The sequence below is a fragment of the Marinomonas sp. 63XJN7_9_ISO-PGPR-S23-217 genome, from assembly GCF_056173515.1.
In genome coordinates this window covers 1,935,814-1,957,981 of record NZ_CM149678.1, presented here as the reverse complement: position 1 = coordinate 1,957,981, position 22,168 = coordinate 1,935,814, and the positions used below count along the sequence as shown (strand labels likewise).

At 45.2% G+C, this 22,168-nt stretch carries 19 protein-coding genes; 4 read left to right on the top strand and 15 right to left on the bottom strand.

The genetic code is table 11. The annotated features are described in order from the left end of the window. Window positions 1-34 precede the first annotated feature (34 nt). The 7 genes from mltB to AC0VYI_RS09145 are packed head-to-tail and all read right to left on the bottom strand — an operon-like array spanning window position 35 to window position 6,884. Window positions 35-1,105 carry a lytic murein transglycosylase B gene (gene mltB / locus AC0VYI_RS09175; protein WP_233407704.1) on the bottom strand — a complete coding sequence of 357 codons (1,071 nt, stop codon included), beginning with the start codon at window positions 1,103-1,105 and terminating at the stop codon, window positions 35-37. Further along, the gene (gene rodA / locus AC0VYI_RS09170) at window positions 1,102-2,223 is read right to left on the bottom strand and encodes a rod shape-determining protein RodA (RefSeq protein WP_199475996.1); all 1,122 of its coding nucleotides are present in this window, start codon (window positions 2,221-2,223) and stop codon (window positions 1,102-1,104) included. Before rodA ends, mltB begins: the two co-directional genes overlap by 4 nt. Next, window positions 2,220-4,094, bottom strand: a complete 1,875-nt coding sequence (gene mrdA / locus AC0VYI_RS09165; protein ID WP_199475995.1) for a penicillin-binding protein 2 — start codon at window positions 4,092-4,094, stop codon at window positions 2,220-2,222. The genes rodA and mrdA overlap by 4 nt, the downstream gene beginning before the upstream one ends. A gap of 11 nt (window positions 4,095-4,105) precedes the next feature. After that, entirely contained in the window at window positions 4,106-4,573 is a 468-nt protein-coding gene (gene rlmH, locus AC0VYI_RS09160) for a 23S rRNA (pseudouridine(1915)-N(3))-methyltransferase RlmH (protein ID WP_199475994.1), read from the bottom strand. Window positions 4,574-4,583: 10 nt separating this feature from the next. After that, window positions 4,584-4,937, bottom strand: a complete 354-nt coding sequence (rsfS, locus tag AC0VYI_RS09155) for a ribosome silencing factor (protein WP_199475993.1) — start codon at window positions 4,935-4,937, stop codon at window positions 4,584-4,586. Between the two features lie 14 nt (window positions 4,938-4,951). Next, on the bottom strand, window positions 4,952-5,635 hold the full coding sequence (gene nadD / locus AC0VYI_RS09150) for a nicotinate-nucleotide adenylyltransferase (protein ID WP_475448859.1): 684 nt from the start codon (window positions 5,633-5,635) through the stop codon (window positions 4,952-4,954). Beyond that, complete coding sequence (locus tag AC0VYI_RS09145; protein WP_475448858.1) at window positions 5,625-6,884, bottom strand: glutamate-5-semialdehyde dehydrogenase; 1,260 nt, start codon at window positions 6,882-6,884, stop codon at window positions 5,625-5,627. Before AC0VYI_RS09145 ends, nadD begins: the two co-directional genes overlap by 11 nt. 129 nt (window positions 6,885-7,013) lie before the next feature. Between AC0VYI_RS09145 and tsaA the strand changes: the two genes are divergently transcribed. After that, window positions 7,014-7,736, top strand: coding sequence for a tRNA (N6-threonylcarbamoyladenosine(37)-N6)-methyltransferase TrmO (gene tsaA / locus AC0VYI_RS09140; RefSeq protein WP_475448856.1), 723 nt, complete (start codon window positions 7,014-7,016; stop codon window positions 7,734-7,736). Between the two features lie 92 nt (window positions 7,737-7,828). Further along, on the top strand, window positions 7,829-8,086 hold the full coding sequence (locus AC0VYI_RS09135; protein ID WP_199475990.1) for a hypothetical protein: 258 nt from the start codon (window positions 7,829-7,831) through the stop codon (window positions 8,084-8,086). Window positions 8,087-8,239: 153 nt separating this feature from the next. On the opposite strand, the gene rpsA is transcribed toward AC0VYI_RS09135, so the two are convergent. The 6 genes from rpsA to gyrA all read right to left on the bottom strand — a co-directional run bounded on the left by rpsA (window position 8,240) and on the right by gyrA (window position 18,049). Beyond that, complete coding sequence (rpsA, locus tag AC0VYI_RS09130; protein WP_475448854.1) at window positions 8,240-9,922, bottom strand: 30S ribosomal protein S1; 1,683 nt, start codon at window positions 9,920-9,922, stop codon at window positions 8,240-8,242. Window positions 9,923-10,097: 175 nt separating this feature from the next. Next, the gene (gene cmk, locus AC0VYI_RS09125) at window positions 10,098-10,784 is read right to left on the bottom strand and encodes a (d)CMP kinase (protein ID WP_199475988.1); all 687 of its coding nucleotides are present in this window, start codon (window positions 10,782-10,784) and stop codon (window positions 10,098-10,100) included. Window positions 10,785-10,803: 19 nt separating this feature from the next. Then, window positions 10,804-13,011, bottom strand: a complete 2,208-nt coding sequence (locus AC0VYI_RS09120) for a prephenate dehydrogenase/arogenate dehydrogenase family protein (protein WP_475448852.1) — start codon at window positions 13,009-13,011, stop codon at window positions 10,804-10,806. Between the two features lie 55 nt (window positions 13,012-13,066). Then, window positions 13,067-14,188 (bottom strand): prephenate dehydratase, encoded by a 1,122-nt coding sequence (pheA, locus tag AC0VYI_RS09115; protein WP_475448850.1) that lies wholly within the window; start codon window positions 14,186-14,188, stop codon window positions 13,067-13,069. Between the two features lie 2 nt (window positions 14,189-14,190). Continuing rightward, entirely contained in the window at window positions 14,191-15,273 is a 1,083-nt protein-coding gene (serC, locus tag AC0VYI_RS09110) for a 3-phosphoserine/phosphohydroxythreonine transaminase (RefSeq protein ID WP_475448848.1), read from the bottom strand. A 73-nt stretch (window positions 15,274-15,346) separates the two neighbouring features. Further along, on the bottom strand, window positions 15,347-18,049 hold the full coding sequence (gyrA, locus tag AC0VYI_RS09105) for a DNA gyrase subunit A (protein WP_475448846.1): 2,703 nt from the start codon (window positions 18,047-18,049) through the stop codon (window positions 15,347-15,349). 382 nt (window positions 18,050-18,431) lie between these two features. Here gyrA and ubiG point away from each other — a divergent pair, with 382 nt between their 5' ends. Together ubiG and AC0VYI_RS09095 are read left to right on the top strand one after the other, a co-directional pair. After that, window positions 18,432-19,160: a bifunctional 2-polyprenyl-6-hydroxyphenol methylase/3-demethylubiquinol 3-O-methyltransferase UbiG gene (gene ubiG / locus AC0VYI_RS09100; protein ID WP_475448844.1), complete on the top strand. Its 729-nt coding sequence runs from the start codon at window positions 18,432-18,434 to the stop codon at window positions 19,158-19,160. Between the two features lie 30 nt (window positions 19,161-19,190). Next, entirely contained in the window at window positions 19,191-19,943 is a 753-nt protein-coding gene (locus tag AC0VYI_RS09095) for a YciK family oxidoreductase (protein WP_475448843.1), read from the top strand. Between the two features lie 91 nt (window positions 19,944-20,034). Here the strand turns inward: AC0VYI_RS09095 and AC0VYI_RS09090 are convergent, their stop codons facing one another. Both AC0VYI_RS09090 and fabV read right to left on the bottom strand, forming a co-directional pair. Continuing rightward, the gene (locus AC0VYI_RS09090) at window positions 20,035-20,667 is read right to left on the bottom strand and encodes a hypothetical protein (RefSeq protein WP_475448842.1); all 633 of its coding nucleotides are present in this window, start codon (window positions 20,665-20,667) and stop codon (window positions 20,035-20,037) included. Between the two features lie 135 nt (window positions 20,668-20,802). Further along, a complete protein-coding gene (gene fabV, locus AC0VYI_RS09085) occupies window positions 20,803-22,005 on the bottom strand; it encodes an enoyl-ACP reductase FabV (protein WP_475448840.1) in 1,203 nt (400 codons plus the stop codon). Window positions 22,006-22,168 lie beyond the last annotated feature (163 nt).

The following is a 22,168-nucleotide window of genomic DNA, read 5'->3' as shown; positions in this document are numbered from 1 at the left end:
AGACAACAGGGACATTATGGAGAGCACTAAGAGGCTAGTGAGCTTCATTACTATCGATACTCTTTGCAAGCTCAAGCACAGCCATCGCGTAGCGTCTGCTTGGGTTGTAATCCATTATTGTGTAGAAGTTCTCATAGGCCAACCAGTAGGTGGTTTCATTTTTTGCTGTATGCAATCCGATCAGCCCCATTTTTTCAGGTAGAAATGGCTGGCTAGGCAAGACGCCCAACTTAGACCATTCTTCTGCTGTCTTCACTGGCTTACGTTGAAAATTCACCCAATCAGAGATTTTCTTAGCATCTTTTACCTGTGCTAAAACCAAACAAGGCTTACCGTATTCCCAGCCATGATGCTTCATATAATTTGCGACACTACCAATGGCATCCGCATCGGAGTTCCAAAGATCCACATGACCATCACCATCAAAGTCTACGGCTAATTTTTGGTAATTGGTCGGCATAAACTGCACCATGCCCATAGCGCCAGAGTAAGAACCGTCTGTTCCCCCAATTTTCCAACCTTCCTTGCGAGCAAGTAGCAAATAAGCCCGTAATTCCTTTTGAAAGTAGTCTTGGCGACGGGGATAATTAAACGCCAACGTCGCGAGGGAAGTAAAAACATCCTTTCCCCCAGTAATGCGGCCGTAATAGGTTTCAACACCTATTAACGCAACAATTACATGCCAATCGACGCCATATTCTTGCTGCGCTTTTTCCAGCCAATAGTGATTTTTCTTGGCAAATGCCCGCCCTTCCTCTATGCGTTTTTTAGTCAGGAAATTTTTCCGATAATCATAAAAAGGTGTGATCACTTCAGGCTGATTATTGGATTTAGTGATAACCGTTTCACGAGGCTTAATCCGCGAAAAAGCCAACTCTAACGTTGCTTTGTTATAGTGATCTTCCCGCACCATCTGCTGAATAAATGCCTGTACTTCTGGGTCTGCGGCGTAGGAGTCTTTATAAGAGTCTGGGGCATCTTTCAACAGCGTGTTACTGACCCCCAGTCGATTACCTTCCTGCAGTGTTTCTTTGCTTTGGCTCATGGTACTGCACCCAGACAGACCAAGCACTAGTAACATCCCTAATGCTAGTTTTATCATCATCTCGCTCTTTTATGTGTTTGCACTGACATCAGAATTCCAAAGGTTGCCATGATCGTAATAATAGACGTCCCTCCGTAACTCACGAGTGGCAAGGGTACCCCAACCACAGGCAAAATGCCTGAGACCATGCCAATATTTACAAAAACATAAACAAAAAACGTCAAAGTTAGACTGCCTGCTAACAAACGCGCGTAATTATCTTCTGCATTCGCAGCAATATATAAGCCACGGGAAATAACTAATAGGTAGCCAAATAACAGCAAACAACAACCAATCAAGCCAAATTCCTCTGCTAATACCGCGATAATAAAATCCGTATGGCTTTCGGGTAAAAAATTGAGTTGCGCTTGGGTGCCTTCCATCCATCCTTTGCCATATAGCCCTCCCGAACCGATGGCCGTTTTGGATTGAATTATATTCCAACCTGCACCTAGGGGATCACTTTCAGGATCCAGCAGCGTTAACACTCGTTGTCGTTGATAATCATGCATGAAATGCCATAGCACATAACCCGCAATGGGAGCTAAAACAGCCGCTCCCAGAATGTAACGCCACCCCAGTCCGGCTAAAAACAAAACAAAAATCCCCGACACAGCCACCAGCAATGCCGTCCCTAAATCAGGCTGTTTGGCAATCATCAAAACGGGGACTATGATCAAACCAAGCACCACTAAGACTTCATTATACCTAGGCGGTAATTGTCGATCAGAGAAGTACCAAGCTATCGTCATGGGCATAACAATTTTCATCAATTCCGAAGGCTGAAAACGCAGCCCACCAGGTAAGCCTAACCAACGCTGAGCCCCCTTAGCACCAATACCAAACAGTAATACCGCAATTAATAACACCACTATAAAAGCAAATAGCGCAGGCGAGGCACGACGCATGTATTTTGGAGGAAGCTGAGCAAGCCCTAAACACACCCCCATACCAATGATAAAACGCACACCTTGCCGCTCTACCATGCCGATATTTTCACCTGATGCTGAATAAAGTACAATCAAGCCACCCGCCATCAATAACAGCAAGGCGCCGAGTAACAAGATATCCAGATGGATTAATTTCCACAGGCGAGCATTAGTAAACGCCACCACCCTTTCAAAAAAACTATCTCTCACTTGCTATTACCTTTTAAATAGTCATAACGCTTGGGATATTTTCCATCAATGTAAGCATCAAATAATTTTTTGGTTAATTCGGCAGGCTTTGCTGCACTACCACCGTTTTCAAAAATCGCAAATATCGCAATTTTGGGTTTATCAATAGGCGCAAAAGCAATAAACAAAGCATGGTCATGCAATCGCTTAGCCAGTTTATTGGCTTCATATTCTTGGCCATCTTGCAAGCTGAATACCTGCCCAGTCCCCGTTTTACCGGCAATGGTATAATCAGTCCCATCTATACGACGCCCTGTACCTTTGGGGTCGGTAATCACCTTATGCATAGCGGTGATAATTTTGTCCCAATTGCTTTGATCCTTCAAAATCAGGTTATGCACTCCACCTTTACCGTCAAAGGTCGCTGGCTTATCTCCAATATCCTTCACCATACGTGGGTAATAATAATGTCCACGTGCCGCAATAATGGATACGGCCGTTGCCATTTGCATAGGCGTAGCCACCATATAGCCTTGCCCAATACCCACGTTCACCGAATCGCCTGTATACCAAGGCTGATTGTATTTGGCTCTTTTCCACGCTTTAGAAGGCAATATGCCATCGCTTGCACCATATAGATCCAGCAAATAGCTTTTGCCAAAACCAAAACGAGATAAAAAGTCATGAATAGGTGTGATCCCCATCTTATCCGCTAGTTGATAGAAATAGGTATCCACCGACTCGATAATGGCACGCTGAAGGTTAATCCAGCCATGTCCACCACGTTTCCAGTCACGGTACTTACGCCCACCAGGGTTAATTTGATAATACCCTTTAGCAAAATAGCGTTCAGTCCATGAAGAATAGCCGTATTGAAGGCCTGCTAGGGCCATATAGGGTTTAATCGTCGAAGCGGGCGGGTACCCTCCACGCAATGCTCGATTAAACAATGGTAGTTCTTTCGAATTACGCAAAGCGGCATAGTCTTTACTTGAAATGCCTCGGACGAATAAATTCGGATTAAATCCAGGCTTAGAGACGAGGGCTAAAATTCCCCCTGTGTTAGGATCAATAGCGACCACAGAACCTTTATAATTTCCTAGCAAATCATAAGCGTATTGCTGTAGCCGAGCATCCAAATACAAATGGATGCTTTTGCCGGGTACTGGCGGTGTCCTGCCAAGCTCCTCCATAATACGTCCACGGGCGTTGACTTCGACCTTACTAATACCAGGCTTACCAAATAGAACATGCTCATAATACCCTTCCACCCCAGTTTTACCGATGAAAAGAGCCCCTTGATAGGCTTGTTTATCCACTCGATCTAGATCTTTTTCAGTGATGCGACCAACATAACCAATGGCATGAGCGAACGCTTTTCCATAGGGATAGTATCGCGTCAACTGAGCCTCGACTTGCACACCATCTAATTTATATAAATCCACAGCAACACGTGCCCACTGGGCATCCGTTAACTGCGACTTTAGAGTGATTGGTTGGTAGGGACGGCGATACTCTTTGAGTTTTTGTTCAAAGTCATGCCATTCGTCAGGAGTGATATCAATAACGCCTGCAAGCTGTTTTTTTAACCAAGCAACACTTTTAATGCGTTCGGGGACAACCGTTAAACTGTGTATCGGCCGATTGTCGGCTAAGACAACACCATTACGGTCATAAATCAAACCACGAGTGGGCGGAATAGAAAGCAGTAATACTCGGTTATCATCAGCTTTAGTCTCATAAACCTTATGTTGCAGTATTTGTAAATAAAACAAACGCCCCAGCAAAACGCTGACGAGAAGTAGAACAAAAACAGCCGAGGCGATGATGCGATTTCGAGTGACCTGTCTCTCTTGACGATAATTACGAAAGTTTTGATGTCGATGACTCACCTAACGCCCCTTTAGCGGTGGTATGGATGATTGTTCATCAAAGTCCAAGCACGATAGATCTGCTCGGCTAAAAGAATCCTTACCATTGGATGAGGCAATGTTAAACGAGACAGCGACCATACCTGATCGGCCCGTCCCGTACACCTTGGATCTAGGCCATCAGGGCCACCGACGAGCAAACTTACATTATAGCCGTCCATGCGCCATTGTTCTGTTTGTTCAGCAAGTTGCTCCGTAGACCATTCTTTTCCCAACACTTCCAACGCGATAACCTTATCACCTGATGGAATCGCCTCGAGCATCGCGTCGCCTTCCTTACGAATCGCCTTGGAGATATCTGTGTTTTTGCCGCGAGGCGACATAGGAATTTCCAATAACTCTAGAGCAAAATCCTTAGGTAGACGTTTAGCATATTCGTCGTACCCTGTTGTCACCCATTGGGGCATTTTATTACCTACAGCAATCAGTCGAACGCGCATTACAGGTGCCTTACATTACTTCTGGTTTGATATCCCATAATTTTTCAAGATCATAGAAAGCTCGAGCCTCTTCCGTCATCACGTGCACAACAACATCATGCAGATCAACCAAAACCCAGTCACTTCCCATACCTCGACCTTCTGAGCCAAGAGGCTGAAGGCCCTGTGCCTTAAGGTGCTCAAATACATTTTGTCCAAGTGCATTCACATGACGTTTGGAAGTACCAGTACAAATGACCATGTAATCCATCATGTCAGTATGATTCGCTACGTTCAACACAGTAATCTTGTCCCCTTTTACATCCTCTAGTGCTTCGACCGCAAAAGCTAAGATTTGATCCGCTGTGAAGTTAGGTTGACTCATATTTTTACATTTTCCTATAGATATAAATTATTTTGCTTAATGTAGTTCTGTACAGGTTCGGGTAATAAATAGGCAATGGACTCTTGCTTTTTGCAAAGCGCCCTTATCATGCTAGAAGAGATCTCTAGAGACGGCAACATTTCGAACCAGACAAAACCTGAGGGCGCGCATTGTAACTCATGAGCTGAGGTGGCACGACAATTTTCGCAGAATGTCTGCAACTCTGAAATAAAATCAGGTTCCCACCCTGGGCGGGACACCACAAGAAGGTGCGCACACTCAATTAGCGCCTGCCAATTATGCCAAGTTGGCAATGACAAAAAACTGTCCATGCCCAATACCATAATAAGCGGTTCGTCCGGCCCAACCTCTTGACGAATTTCTTTTAAGGTATCAATCGAATAACTCGGGCCTTTACGCAAAATCTCGCGTGAATCCACTAATAGCCGCTCATCACAAGAAATCGCTTTTTCAACCATATCAAGACGCTGCTGTGCGGTTACACTGGGTTGACCTTTATGCACAGGCTGATAGCAAGGAATCAGTCGTAAGGCTCTAAAAGCAAAGCGGTCCACAATTTCCACGGCTGCACGCAAATGACCATTATGGATGGGATCAAAAGTCCCCCCCATAATCGCCGTACCAGAAGGATGCTTTCTTTCTTTTAAGGATGAACGCGTCACTGAATTAATTATCACGGGTATGACCATCGCCCAATACAATGTATTTTTGGCTGGTTAGTCCCATCAAGCCCACAGGCCCACGTACGTGTATTTTATCGGTTGAGATACCAATTTCGGCACCAAGCCCATATTCAAACCCATCAGCAAATTGGGTTGATGCATTGACCATTACTGATGAAGAATCCACTCCTGCCATGAAAGCGCGAGTTTTGGTATAACTGTTGGAAACGATTGCATCCGTATGATGGGATCCATATTTATTGATGTGCAAAATAGCCTCATCAATGTCATCCACTAACTTAACGGATAACTTAGGCGCTAAATACTCCGTATACCAGTCCTCTTCTGTGGCTGGTATTACAGAAGGCGAAATGGCTTGAGAGCCATCACACCCGAATAATTCAACCCCTTTTTCTTGATAAGCAGCGACGAGACGAGGCAAAATTTCTTTCGCCACACCCTTATGGATGAGCAAAGACTCCATCGCACCACAGACACCGTAACGACGAGTTTTAGCATTCATGCAGATAGTAAACGCCTTATCAAGATCCGCTTCATCATCAATATAAACATGACAATTACCATCAAGGTGTTTGATTACAGGGACCCGGGCATCCTGACTAATGCGCTTGATTAAGTTCTTGCCGCCACGAGGTACAATCACATCCACATATTCAGCCATCGTAATGAGCTTACCAACGGCATCACGGTCTACCGTATTTAACACCTGCACGGCTTCTTCTGGTAAACCCGATTTTTTTAGCCCCATACTCACTGCCCGCGCAATCGCTTGATTAGAATGGAAGGCTTCCGAACCACCCCGTAAAATAGTTGCATTACCAGACTTCAAACATAAACTTGCCGCATCAATCGTCACATTAGGTCGAGACTCATAAATGATACCAATCACCCCTAAAGGCACGCGCATTTTGCCAACCTGAATACCAGATGGCCGATACACCATGTCTGTGATTTCACCAACGGGATCAGGTAACGCCGCGACCTGCTTAAGCCCTTCAATCATCCCATCGATACGAGCATCGTTTAGTAACAGACGATCCAATAATGCGGCATCAAGCCCTTTTTCCTGGCCATTAGCCATGTCTTTAGCATTTTCTTCTATCAATCGAGGTCGTGCATCTTCCAGTGCTTCTGCCATGGCGCGCAAAGCGTCGTTTTTTTGCGTAGTGGAAGCTTTAGCAAGTAGACGAGAGGCGGCTCTCGCTTGCTGACCAATTTGATTCATATAAGATTCTAAAGACATTATTTGAACTCTAATCCAGTAAACATAAAATGAAAATCGCAAAAGTATCACGTCGGCTTAACCTTGACAGTATACTATCACAATATTTTTATTGATTTTGCTCAGAATTAAGGGAAAAAGGAAACCAAAGTGTCTTCATTTCGTAATTTCACCTTTTCTACCATTGGTATTACTCATTCTTGTTATAAAGAGAAATTTGGTATTCCCCGCCAGCCAGGGCTCGTCTCCGAAGCCACTGCCCGCATTGAACTGATAGCCCCTTATAATCGACTCGATACACTAGATGGGTTAGAGCAATTTTCCCATATATGGGTTCAATTTATTTTTCATGCCTGCTTAAATGAAAAATGGAAGGCCAAGGTTCGCCCTCCTCGACTTGGAGGCAAAGAAAAACTGGGCGTGTTTGCCACCCGATCAACCCATAGACCAAACCCTATAGGTCTATCGGTGATTAAGCTGGGCAAAATTTACCAAGAGGAGAAAAAAGTCTTTATTGATTTACACGGCGCTGATCTATTAGACGGCACACCCATTATCGATATAAAACCCTACCTTCCCTATGCCGATAGCTTAGCTAATGCGCAAGGCGGGTTTGCCCCATCCCCTTCTCCTGTGATGGACGTTCGCTTTTCACCATTAGCAAATCAACAATGCCAAGACTATAAAGCATTGCATAATCGAGACATTGCCTCTTTAATTAAACAAATTGTCCAACAAGACCCTCGCCCTTCCTATCTGGTGGGGCAAGTAGATCGAGAACACGGTACAACTGTTTGGGATATCAACGTGAAATGGTGCGCTCGTGATGATCATATGGAAATCCTCTATCTAGAGAATGTGGAAACAAATTGAGAGAACACCTATACGAGAAAATGGCCACACGAATACTTCACAATAAGTAACCGATGGGCATGCAATTGATTGAAAGACGAGCGGAGAGCGCTATGAATAAGAAAGATTTCTTAAAGACTTACAAAGCAATCAACAAGATGAACCTCTCTGATGCTCAATCGGATTCCTCTCCTCAAGAACCAAAGCTGTATCGCTCAGAACAGGATGAAAAACTGATCAAAGAAATGCATTTTGCCAAATTTCAGAAAAACTTACACAGAACCCAACACAGCGAAGAGTTTAAAAAACTCGTTGAAAAGGAAGAGTGGGACGAACAAGATATGCAAAAACTACTTGCCAGCTTAAGGTAGCCAGCCAAGAAACAGACTATACCCATAGTTATCCACATGTTTTGTGTATAGTTTTCCTGTCAATGTGTTAACGCAAAATTGACCAAAAATTTTGATAAAAAAAACGGGCCGAAGCCCGTTTTTTATTCACTAAGATTTTACTTATTTAAGATCTTAGTTTTGGTTTTCTAGTTGCGCTTTGATCAAATCACCGATAGTGGTTGGACCATTTGCTTCAACTTGTTGTTTCTCTGAGTGAGACTTAAGTGCTGCTTTTTCTTCAGTTGCATCTTTCTGCTTGATAGAAATCGCAATAGTACGAGCCTTACGATCAACATTGATGATCGCCGCCTCAACTTTATCGCCTTCTTTCAATGCTGTTGTTGCATCTTCAATACGCTCACGGCTGATTTCAGATACTTTCAACGTCGCCTCAACACCTTCAGCTAGAGTGACAACCGCACCTTTAGCATCAACAGATGCAACATTACCATTGACGATAGCACCTTTATCGTTTTCAGCAACGAAAGCAACAAATGGGTCTTCTTCTAGCTGTTTAACGCCAAGAGAAATACGCTCGCGTTCAGCATCGATAGACAATACAACAGTTTCAAGCACATCACCTTTCTTGTATTGACGAACCGCTTCTTCACCAGCTTCATCCCAAGATAGGTCAGATAGGTGAACAAGACCATCGATACCGCCATCAAGACCGATGAACACACCAAAGTCAGTGATAGACTTGATTGCGCCAGAAATCTTGTCGCCTTTGTTGAAAGACGTAGCAAACTCTTCCCATGGGTTCATAGTGCATTGCTTGATACCCAAAGAGATACGACGGCGTTCTTCGTCGATATCAAGGATCATTACTTCTACTTCATCACCAATCTGAACCACTTTAGATGGGTGAATGTTTTTGTTCGTCCAATCCATTTCAGATACGTGAACAAGACCTTCTACACCTTCTTCAAGCTCAGCGAAGCAGCCGTAATCAGTCAAGTTAGTTACTTTAGCGGTAACTTTAGTACCTTCTGGGTAACGTGCTTTGATAGCAACCCATGGATCTTCACCCAATTGTTTAAGACCTAAAGACACACGGTTACGCTCGCGGTCAAATTTAAGGACTTTAACATCGATTTCATCACCAACAGCAATGATTTCGCTTGGGTGCTTAATGCGTTTCCAAGCCATATCAGTGATGTGTAGAAGACCATCAACACCACCAAGATCAACGAACGCACCGTAATCTGTAAGGTTCTTAACGATACCTTTAACTTCTTGACCTTCTTCAAGAGAAGCAAGAAGTGTTTCACGCTCAGCGCTGTTAGTCGCTTCCATAACGGCACGACGAGAAACAACAACGTTGTTACGTTTTTGATCAAGCTTGATAAGTTTGAACTCTAGATCCACACCTTCCAAGTGAGATGTATCGCGGATTGGGCGAACATCTACCAATGAACCTGGTAGGAAAGCACGGATGTTAGCGATATCAACAGTGAAGCCACCTTTAACTTTACCATTGATAACACCATTGACGATGGCACCTTCTTCGTAAGCTTTTTCAAGAACCGCCCACGTTTCAGCACGTTTCGCTTTTTCACGAGACAATTTAGTCTCACCGAAACCATCTTCAACAGCATCTAGCGCAACTTTAACTTCGTCACCGATGTTAAGGTTGAACTCACCACTTTCCGTTAGGAACTGAGAACGAGGAATTACGCCTTCAGATTTAAGACCTGCATGAACAGTTACCCATTCGCTGTCGATATCAACAACAATACCAGTAACAATTGAGCCAGGCGCCATTTCGACGCTTTTTAGGCTTTCTTCAAACAGTTCTGCGAAGCTTTGAGTCATTGTATTTCCTATATAGTTGGCCAAGAAATCTTAGCCTTATCCGTACCACCAGCAAATACGGGTCAATTTTTATGAATGTTGCGACAGAAGTATGCTGGTCTCCTATCGACTTGTATAAAATCCAATCTATTCTAGCACATTCTTGTAAAAAACAGTACACGCACAAAAGAACAGGTTATGCGAGACCCGCCTTCACTGCTTCAGCAAAAACCATCTCGACAACCTGTTCTATTGTTAATTCTGTGCTATCAATCACTAAAGCGCCAGCAGCTGGCACCAGAGGCGCAATGGCCCTATTGGCATCGCGCTCATCTCTTTCTTTAATCGATTGAACTAATTCGCTAAGATTAACAGTTTCGCCTTTTTGCTGCAATTGCTGTAAACGTCTTTGTGCACGCTCTTCAGCGGACGCTGTTAAAAAAATCTTAATGGGTGCATTGGGGAAAACAACCGTCCCCATATCACGCCCATCCGCCACCAGACCAGGGGCTTGCGCAAACGCTCGTTGTCGCAACAGCAAACCTTCTCTAACTTCCGGAATAGCAGCCAATTTCGAAGCATCATTTCCCACATCTTCCGTTCGAATTGCTTGTGTGACGACCTCACCTTCCAACACAATCTCAACCTTTCCCTCATCATCACCTTGCTGGAACTGAATATCGAGATGTTCGGCCAACACTTTTAGCGTATCAACCTCATCTACAGACATTCCATGATGGGAAACAGCCAACGCCAACAATCGATACAAGGCACCGCTATCAAGCAAATGCCATCCCAGCTTCTCTGCGACTAACTGGCTAACAGTTCCCTTGCCAGCACCACTTGGACCATCAATCGCGATGACTGGGGCTTGGTTAATCATAAATCTTCCTCTTTCAATGCTATTGAGCAACAGTGCAGTGAAAACCTACTCGCGCTGCTACCTCTTGTAATTCTGTAAACTCGTTTAATATTTTTTGGCAATCATCTACTTTTGTTGATCCAGAGCCTCGCACAGCAATGGCTAACATCGCTAGCGCAAGATGGTAATCACCGGCACAATCCATTTCGCCGCCAGTAGGAAGACCACCAACAATTTTCAAATGTCCTGAATGGTATTCACATTCAATACCCACTTGCACAAGTGCATCCACTAAACACTGCACTCTATCCTCATGATAATAAGGCAATAAATTGATACCACTTAGAGAACTAGTGCCATTAGAGCAGGCAGCGACAACACACAACAAAGGCAACATATCGCGCACCTCATACACCTGCTCTGCATTAAGCATCAAAGGAGACAATTGAGCAAAGGAGACCATCAATTCTCCAATATCAAAGCCTCCCTCTTTACTTCTCTGCACAGAAAAGTTTGCCCCTGCTACCGCCAGTATCGGCCAATAAGCCTTTGCCAATCGCTCGCAAAATACATTTTTTAATGTCAGCTTTGACCCTGGAGACAAACTCGCCAACAACATCCACCAAGCGGCTTTCATTGCATCACCAGGCAAAACAATCTCACCGGCCTTTGGCGTTAAGCCAGAGCGAGCAACCCCGCCCTCCTGACTCTGCAACTGAATGGAAAAACTCGCAAACACATCTCGATTGACATCTAACGTCGAACAACCTTGCAACCTAGCCTCTTCAGGTAAAAAGAGCAACGCCAGCAATGCCGTCGTATCCAATAATTCTTCCCCATATGGGGTAATCAAGATTCTGCCATCCAATGCACTAGGCTCAAGCACGACAGGCAAACAATAAGCCGCACTTGGCGTTAGACGACTTCCCATAGAACGCACTAAACCAAACAAGTTCCCCATAGGTCGATTGAGTAATACACCTTCAGCAATCACCTTAGAAGAAAAGCTCTGAGCCGCTAAAACTGGCAACAAAAGATGCAAACTCATGATCGACTCATGGACATTAATCGGAGCAATGGGTGCCTTTAAGCCCTTGAGACCAACACCATGAACCCGCAATTGACTCGCAGACACTTGCTCAATCACGACCCCCATGTCTCGAAAAGCTTGTAAGGTAATTAATACATCACCGCTCAAATCAACATTCTGTAATACACTGATCCCTTCTGACAGGCAGGCTAGGGTAATCGCCTTATGTGACAAAAATTTGTCACCCAGCAAAGAAATTTCTCCCTTTATCGAAGAAACAGGAGACACATTGAGCGAAATAGGCTTTATTTCTTGAGAGCGTCCAGAAGTTCGGTGCTCCAACAAACGCAAAAAGTGATCCCTGGCAGACTTAGCCCGTGTAAATACACCAAACATGCCAGCCCCATCACCTTGCTCTATGGCTTCTCTCATCACGGCTAGACGCTCAGTAAAATGATCTAACGTCGCTAACGTCGCTTTTTTATTCGAAAGAAAGACGTCGCGCCACATGACAGGATCACTCGAGGCGATACGCGTAAAGTCACGAAAACCACCCGCCGCGAATTTAAACACATCTTGGCTACGATCACTGTTCGCCAATGCATCAACCAAAGTATAAGCCAAAAGGTGAGGCAAGTGACTAGAGGACGCAAGCACATAGTCGTGATGTTCCACATCCATGCTCACAACCTCCGCACCAACAGCCATCCACAACTGATGCAAACGATCCACCAACACAGGATCACTGGCTGGCAGCGGAGTCACAATCGCCATATGCTTTTCAAACAAGTGCGAATTGGCCGCCAACACACCACTTTTTTCCGCACCAGCAATCGGATGTCCAGGAATAAAGTTTGCTGGCATATTGCCAAATACTCGCTTAGCGGCCTCCACAACACTACCCTTTGTCGACCCAACATCGGTCAATAAAGTGGTTGGTTTTAAATAAGGCTTTATCTCAGACAAGACTGACTCCATCGCCCTCACAGGCGTAGCCAGTATGATAACATCCATTTTTACAATGAACTCGGCAGTAAGTTTTGCCGGATGATCAATAACCCCTGCTGAAACGCCAAGCACCAGCTCAGACTCACGTCTATCGGCCCCATACAAAGTCGCCAAACCTCGTTCTTTCAGTGCTTTAGCGAAAGAACCGCCAATCATGCCGAGACCAACGACCAACACATTCCCAAACAAGGGCACTTCTTTTGTATCCATATCCAACACGCTTATAAGACCCTTATACCTAACGGTATTCGCCACATTATCAAGCTCACAGCACGGCGACTGGATAAGACCCCAGCACCCTGACTTCCGAGGCCCTAGCCTTTAACTCTTCAATCACAGACTGACAAGCTTTATCTTGATGATGACCAACAAAGTCGATATAAAAAACATAATCCCAGCGACTCACAAGAGATGGCCTCGTCTCCAGCCGTGTCATGTCCACACCATTGCGATCAAAAGCGGCTAACAAATGATACAAAGCCCCCGGTTCATTTTTGGCACTGATGAGCAAAGATGTTTTATCACAGCCACTTGGCGCCACATCCTGTTTACCTACCACCAAAAAGCGCGTGGTGTTATCAGGTCGATCCTCTATATTGGCAGAGACTTTTACCAACCCATAAAGCTCACAGGCAATTTCACCAGCGATGGCCGCAATTGCTTTACCGGACATACCAGCCTCTGAGGCAAGACGCGCCGCCTCCGCATTAGACGAGACCGCAATACGCTCAGCATGTGGCCAGTATCGATCCAACCAAGCACGACATTGCGCCAATGATTGTTGATGAGAGTAAATGTGCGTCACATCTGCAGGATCAATATTCGGGCTCACCAACAAATGATGATGGATACGTTCCTCAACTTCCCCACAAATTTTTAAGTGGGTATCGCGAAAACTGTCTAATGTATGATTCACGACACCTTCTGTGGAGTTCTCAACAGGCACCACACCATAATGCGCCGCCCCAGACTCTACCTCGCGAAACACCTCATCGATGGCCGCCATAGGAGAACTGATAATGGACGCCCCAAAATGCTTTAAGGCAGCCTGTTGAGTAAATGTTCCTTCAGGTCCGAGAAACGCAATACGCATTGGCCTCTCAAGCGCCAAACAAGAGGACATGATTTGACGAAAGATTTTCGCCATTTCTTCGTTCCCAAGCGGCCCTTCATTGCGCTCCATTACTCGACGCAACACTTGCGCCTCGCGCTCTGGGCGATAAAACACCACGCCCTCTTCGCCTTGCTCAAGCAGTTTCACTTCTGCTACTTTCTGAGCACAGCGTGCGCGCTCATTAATCAGCGCCTGAATTTGTGAATCTATCGAGTCGATACGATCTCGCAACAAAGGCAAGGTATCAGGGATGGTTTGAATAGAATCAGACATTATTATTTACCGTAACGCCCTTCAAAATCGCGCATAAAACCAATCAGAGCTTGCACGCCTTCTATTGGCATAGCATTGTAGATACTGGCACGCATCCCCCCAACAGAGCGATGACCTGCTAGTGTTCGCAAACCTACCGCCTCAGATTCCTCAAGGAATTTCGCTTCCAAAGAAGCATCGGCCAATGTGAATGTCACGTTCATACGAGAACGATAGCGAGGGTCAATGGGGTTGGAGTAGAAATCACTGTTATCAATGGCGGCATACAAGGCATTGGCTTTGGCAATATTTTTCTGCTCAATCGCCGCCACACCACCTTGAGCCTCTAACCACTCAAACACTAAATCGGCTAAGTAAATAGCAAACGTTGGCGGAGTATTAATCATGGAATCATTGGCAGCAAGCGTGTCAAAATTCCAAACAGTCGGTAACGTGTCAGAGCTACGCGCAAGCAAGTCTTTACGAACGATACAAATCACGACACCCGCTGGACCTACGTTTTTCTGAGCACCCGCGTAAATTAAACCGTATTTGCTCACATCAATCTGGCGTGACAAAATCGTTGACGATAAATCCGCTACAATCGGCAGAGAAGTTTCCGGTAAATCGGCAAATTCTAAACCACCGATAGTTTCGTTAGGGCAAAGGTGCAAATAAGCCGCTTTCTCATCCAGATTCAGCGTCGAGAAGTCCGGCACGGTACAATATTTCTGCTCTTTAGAAGATCCTGCTAAAATGACGTTGGTATATTTCTTTGCTTCCTTGATGGCCTTTGACGACCAAGTTCCTGTGTCGAGATAGCAGGCAGAATCATAACCATGAGTAAGGTTGGCTGGGATCTGAGCGAATAGCGTCGATGCGCCACCCTGTGCAAACAAAACCTCATAGTCATCGCTAATGCTCATCAGGCGCGCTAAACGCGCTTTGGCCGATGCCAAAATTGACATAAACTCGGCGCTACGATGACTCATTTCCATCACCGACACACCAGCACCATGCCAATCTAATAGCTCAGACTGTGCTTTTTCAAGAACCGCTTCAGGAAGCGCTGCTGGACCAGAACAAAAATTGTATACTCGGCTCATCCCGCCTATTACCTCTAAAAAAAATCAGGACTGATAACAGAAAAAAGACGCACCTAGGTGCGCCGTTGTTTTTTTACTCTGCGTCTTCGTTAGCGTCAGGGTCTAGGCCAGCTTTTGGCTCTTCACCATCCACAACACTCTCAGGCGCATCACCACCTTTTTGCAGGTCATCTGCAACAACATCGTCGCTAGGCAGTTCACTCTCATCGTCCTCAACCACACGAACCACACCCACTAGATGCTCATCGTTGGTTAAACGGATCAAAGTCACACCTTGCGTATTACGACCCTGGCAAGACACCTCAGAAACCCGGGTACGAACCAAAGTTCCTTGATCGGTAATCAAAATGATCTCATCTGTCTCATCGACCTGAGTGGCCCCAACAACCGGACCATTTCGCTCGGACACTTGAATACCAATAACCCCTTGACCACCACGTCCATAGACTGGGAAATCATCGATCATAGTACGTTTACCATAACCGTTCTCACAAGCCATCAACACGGCCGTACCCTGCTGCGGAACAATCAAAGAAACGACTTTGGCCTCTTCTGATAAACGGATACCACGGACACCTGCTGCAGTACGCCCCATGGCACGAACATCCCCTTCATTGAAGCGAATCGTCTTACCAGAGCTGGACACCAACATAATGTCATCATTACCTGTGGTTTGCGCCACACCAACCAAAGCATCCGTTTCATCCAAACTCAAAGCAATCAGACCCGTTGAACGTGGACGGGCAAAATGCTCCATCGCGGTCTTCTTAACGGTACCATTTGCTGTTGCCATAAAGATGTAGCTGCTCGCCTCTTGGTTCGCATCCTCATCATCCACTTCAGAATCACTTTTCTCCGGTGCTGTTAACGGCAACAAGGCCGAAATGTGCTCACCTTCTGCCAATGGCAACAGGTTAACAATAGGACGCCCCTTCGAGTTGCGGCTGGCAACCGGAATTTCAAATACTCGCAACCAATACACTTTACCGAAGTTAGTAAAGAGCATCACGGTGTCATGACTGCTGGTGACCAACAGATGACTAATATGATCTTCGTCCTTCATCGCGGATGCGGACTTACCTCGACCACCACGACGCTGAGCTTTATATTCCTCTAACGGCTGAGATTTTGCGTAACCCGTATCCGAAATGGTGACTACCATAGGCGCTTCGTCAATTAAATCGGCAATCGTCAAGTCTTGACGAGAGGTCAAAATCTCGGTACGGCGAACATCACCAAAACTGTCTCTAACCTCTTCCAACTCTTCGCGAATGACTTCCATCAGACGTTCAGGATTAGACAGGATATAAAGCAGTTCAGCAATTACGTCGATCAAAGAGCGGTACTCTCCCATCAACTTTTCGTGCTCAAGCCCTGTCAAACGATGCAAGCGTAGATCCAGAATGGCTTGTGCCTGTTCAGGGGAAAGGTGATAAATACCATCCACAAAACCATAGCACTCATCTAAATCATCTGGACGACAGGCATCCGATCCAGCACGTTCTAACATCGCCACTACATCGCCAGGCTGCCACGCTTCTGTCACCAGTTTTTCTTTCGCTTCGGCAGAAGTGGGCGACGTACGAATCAGCTCAATAACACGATCAATGTTCGCTAAAGCGACCGCAAGACCTTCAAGAATATGGCCACGTTCACGGGCTTTGCGAAGTTCATAAATTGTACGACGGGTCACCACTTCACGACGGTGTTTAACAAAGCACTCAAGGATTTGCTTTAGATTCAATAACTGTGGACGCCCATCAACCAAGGCCACCATATTAATACCAAACACCGACTGAAGCTGGGTTTGAGTAAAGATGTTATTGACCACTACATCGGGGTTTTCACCACGACGCAGTTCTACAACGATGCGCATCCCTTCTTTATCGGACTCATCACGCAGTTCGCTGATACCTTCCAGCTTCTTCTCTTTTACAAGCTCTGCAATTTTTTCAATCACTTTCGCTTTGTTTAGCTGGTAAGGAATTTCCGTGAACACAATCGACTGGCGATTGCCTTTTTCCATATCTTCGATATGGTGACGAGCACGCATATAAATGCGTCCGCGGCCCGTTTTATAAGCTTCAACAATTCCTGCTCGACCATTAATAAAGGCCGCCGTTGGAAAATCTGGCCCAGGAATATGCTCCATTAACTCTTCAATGGTGACATCAGCGTTATTAATTAACGCCAAACAGCCATCAATGACTTCTCCTAGATTGTGCGGAGGAATATTCGTCGCCATCCCGACCGCAATACCCGCAGAACCATTGACTAACAAGCCAGGTACACGAGATGGCAAAACGGATGGCATAAATTCAGTGCCATCATAGTTAGGCACAAAATCAACCGTTTCTTTCTCTAAGTCCATCAATAAATGATGAGAGATTTTTTCCATGCGGATTTCTGTGTAACGCATGGCAGCCGCACTATCACCATCCACCGAGCCGAAGTTACCTTGACCGTCAATCAAGGTGTAACGCATTGAGAAAGGCTGCGCCATACGAACAATGGTGTCGTATACCGCCACATCACCGTGCGGATGGTATTTACCGATGACATCACCGACAATACGCGCCGATTTTTTGTAAGCTTTATTCCAATCGTTCTTTAGCTCATTCATGGCAAACAAAACACGACGGTGAACAGGCTTAAGCCCATCACGCACATCTGGTAACGCTCGCCCAACAATTACGCTCATCGCATAATCAAGGTAGGAACCCTTTAGTTCATTTTCGATACTGACGGGAATAATTTCTTTGGCTAATTCACCCATAGATACAACCGATCCTTATGCCTCGGAGTCTGATAGACGCCCTGATATCTTTTTATAAGCGCAGCATTGTACCATAAGGAATTAAATAAGACCTCTGCGGCGTCATGTTTTGTTCATGATTTATCGTCTGAAAAACCCACTTTTTGCTCCTTACTTTTTATTGATCTCCGTCACATATCGCACACACCCCACAGCAAATCGCCCTTACCTATCTACAGTTCCACTTTTTAATGTTGGTCAGCCTACAGGTTGTCGTTATAATGAAAGCACACTGAAATCTTTTACATTTAGCGCATACTAAGAACACACTAAACTCTATCGCTTTACATCCGCGTAGAGATGACGAAAAGACACCCACTAAAACTCTATTTTGGAACCCAACATGACAGACAACACAGAACACAAAACCAATGTCGATCTAACTGAAGTGGCGAAGTTCGAAGCACTTGCCAGCAGGTGGTGGGATACCGAGAATGAATTTAAACCCCTGCACGACATCAATCCACTGCGAGTGGACTATATCAATGAACACGCAAAATCACTTAAGGGTAAAAAAGTCATTGATGTCGGCTGCGGCGGTGGCATTTTATCCGAAGCCATGTGCAAGCTAGGTGCCCAAGTGAAAGGCATTGACATGGGAGAAGCCCCTCTTGCGGTAGCAGAACTGCACAAGAAAGAGTCAAAACTACATATTGATTACGAGCGCATCACCGCCGAAGACATAGCGGAGCGCGAAGCAGGCCAATACGATGTTGTCACCTGCTTAGAAATGCTGGAACATGTTCCTGACCCCTCTTCTGTCATAAAAGCCTGCATGAAACTAGCTAAACCTGGTGGGGATGTATTCTTTTCCACCATAAACCGTAATCCTAAAGCTTATCTGTTTGCCATTATTGGTGCCGAATACATTCTAAACATGCTCCCTAAAGGGACACATGACTACGCAAAATTTATCCAACCCTCTGAACTTAGCAACTACGCCCGACATGCAGGTTTAGAGGTGCAACACATAATAGGCATGACTTACAACCCAATTACCAAGCACTATAAGCTGACCACAAAAGATGTATCCGTCAATTATATGATGCATACTCAAAAGCCGAACGCATAAAACCATTACGTTAAGAAAGAGAGAATTGCTATGTTCGATTACAAAGCCCCAGAGCAATTATTAAAAGATAAAGTGATTTTGGTCACTGGCGCAGGCGATGGCATTGGCAAGGCAGCAGCAATCACCTACGCTCAATACGGTGCCACCGTTATTCTACTTGGAAGAACCGCCAAAAAACTGGATGCGGTCTACGACATCATCAAAGAAAAAGGCTACCCGGAAGCCGCCATTGTGCCTCTTAATCTAGATGGTGCAGGGGAACATGACTACACAGAACTTGCCAACACCATTAAAAATGAGTTTGGACATCTAGATGGTATACTCCATAACGCCAGCCTGCTAGGCGAGCGCACTCCTCTTTCTGCTTACAACACCAATACTTTTGAACAAGTCATGAAGGTCAATGTCCATAGTCAACTCCTTCTTAACCAAGCACTTTTACCTCTACTGGAAAAAGCACCGAATGCTTCCATTGTGTTTACCACGTCAAGTGTCGGCAGAAAGGCAAGAGCATACTGGGGCGCTTATGCAATCTCTAAGTTTGCCACGGAAGCCATGATGCAACTACTTGCTGACGAATTAGGCAACATCTCCAACATTCGCTCGAACGCTATTAACCCTGGTGCGACCAGAACCCAGATGCGTGCAGCCGCTTACCCTGCCGAAAACCCTGAAACACTACCCACCCCAGAAGAGATTATGCCTGTTTATTTATATTTGATGGGCAATGACAGCCTTGAAATCAATGGACAGTCCCTAGACGCACAGACGCAAAAAGCCTAAAAGGCAAAAAAAAGAGACGGTCAGCGTCCTCCGCTACCGTCTCTTTTTTAGTAAATACGCCCCTTCCCCCCTCAACACAATACAATGACAACTAGCCACCACCAATCAACTGATTCAATTTCTCTTCTTGTGTTTTTTTCAAGGGGGTTGTCGCCCCATTATCTGTAGACGCTGGCTGCTTTTCAGCCTTATCTGCAGAGGCGCTGCCGCCCATTGACTTACCACCATCATCCGGCGAAATAGCCGAAAACTCTCCCGCATCGGGTTTAATACCTTGAGACTTTTCAGCGGCCTTTACAGACTGCTTTTCATCCGCATTCAATTTATTCAATTGATCACCAAAAATGCCCACCTCTGGCATCATTCGTAGCCGTTTTTCCTGAATCGCCTCAGGGATATGCCCTGTAAACAATACAGTGAAAGGCGCCTCCTCGGTGCGACGATTTATTTCGTTATATATCTCATTATCTTTTGCCGCGATGGCGTTTTCTTCTATATAAGCACGAGAAGAGCCATCTGGAGACACCACCACCGTCGGTTCCTTGACGGTAGGTTTGGATTTTTCGACAGGAATAACATCTACTTCATTAGGCGAATCGAGCACAACTTGGTGCTGGGCATGAATAATCTTATCACCGTAAATGATATTAACAGGCTCCTCGACTACCCTTTGCGCACAAACCGTTAGCGGTAAGAACAAGACAGCCCAAACAATGCTTTTCATGACAACCCCAAATTACGCACCCAGACACCTCAAAAGACAACGTCATATAGACTATAAAATATATCCTCCTATTAAAAAAGGAGACCAAGCTAAGCTCAACCTCCTTTTCGTAACACGACGGTACTAATATGTAAATTACAGTGTAATTACATCAAATTCGACAACAGGGTCAGCATCCGCTTCATAATCCACACCATCAACCCCGAAGCCAAACAATTTCAAAAATTCATCTTTATAAAGCTGGTAATCCGTTTCTGCGAACAAGTTCCCATCATTGACTTGCGGCCAAAGATCACGACAAGCCTGTTGAACATCTTCACGCAATTCCCAATCATCCAGACGCAGACGATTATTGTCATCCACAAGCTCTGCGGGATTGTGATGGTTATACAAACGCTCAGCAAACATACGGTAAATTTGATCCATACAACCTTCGTGGAGACCCTTTTCACGCATGACCTTGAAAACCATGGCAAGATACAAAGGCATCACAGGAATCGCAGAAGAGGCTTGAGTCACAACAGACTTAAGCACGGCGACATTTGCACCACCCTTAAATTCAGCAAGCTGATCGTTAATTGCATGCGCCGCACGATCTAAGTCTTCTTTCGCTTTACCTAAAGCACCGTGCCAGTAAATCGGCCAAGTGATATCAGAGCCGATATATGAGTAGGCAACGGTACGAACACCTTCAGCTAAAACACCTGCCTCTTTAAGAGCAGACATCCAAAGCTCCCAATCCTGACCACCCATAACCGTTGTTGTCGCCGCTATCTCTTCTTCCGTAGCAGGCTCAATTTCCGCTTCAATAATCACATCTTTGTTGGTATCAATCGCCGTTGAACGATAAGGCTGACCAATAGGTTTAAGAACAGAACGAACCACCTCTCCGGTATCTGGTAATTTACGAACAGGTGACGCTAAGGAATACACCACCATATCCACTTCACCAAGATCTTGCTTGATCAACTCAATGACTTTATCACGCGCTTCATTAGAAAAAGCATCGCCATTAATGCTTTTAGCGTACAAACCTTCTTCTTTTGCTGCTTTATCAAAGGCGGCAGCATTATACCAACCAGCGGTACCTGTTTTCTTTTCTGTTCCAGGCTTTTCAAAAAACACACCAATCGTCGCAGCACCAGAACCAAATGCAGCAGCAATACGAGAAGACAAGCCGTAACCGCTAGACGCCCCAATCACAAGTACTTTTTTTGGCCCATTCTGAATTTGACCTTTACTTTTTGTGAAGGCGATCTGATCCCTTACGTTTTGCTCACAGCCCACAGGGTGAGTTGTCGTACATATAAATCCGCGAATTTTTGGTTTGATGATCATATATAATCTCTCAATGACATGTTTTCCTTACGCCTTGTGATCCGTTAATCCTAAGAATCAAGTACACAAGACAAATTTGCCCACCATGATACAATAGCTCAATGAATATGTCCTGACCTTGAATCAAAATTCAACGATTCAAACTCAGTCTTAACCCTTTTAA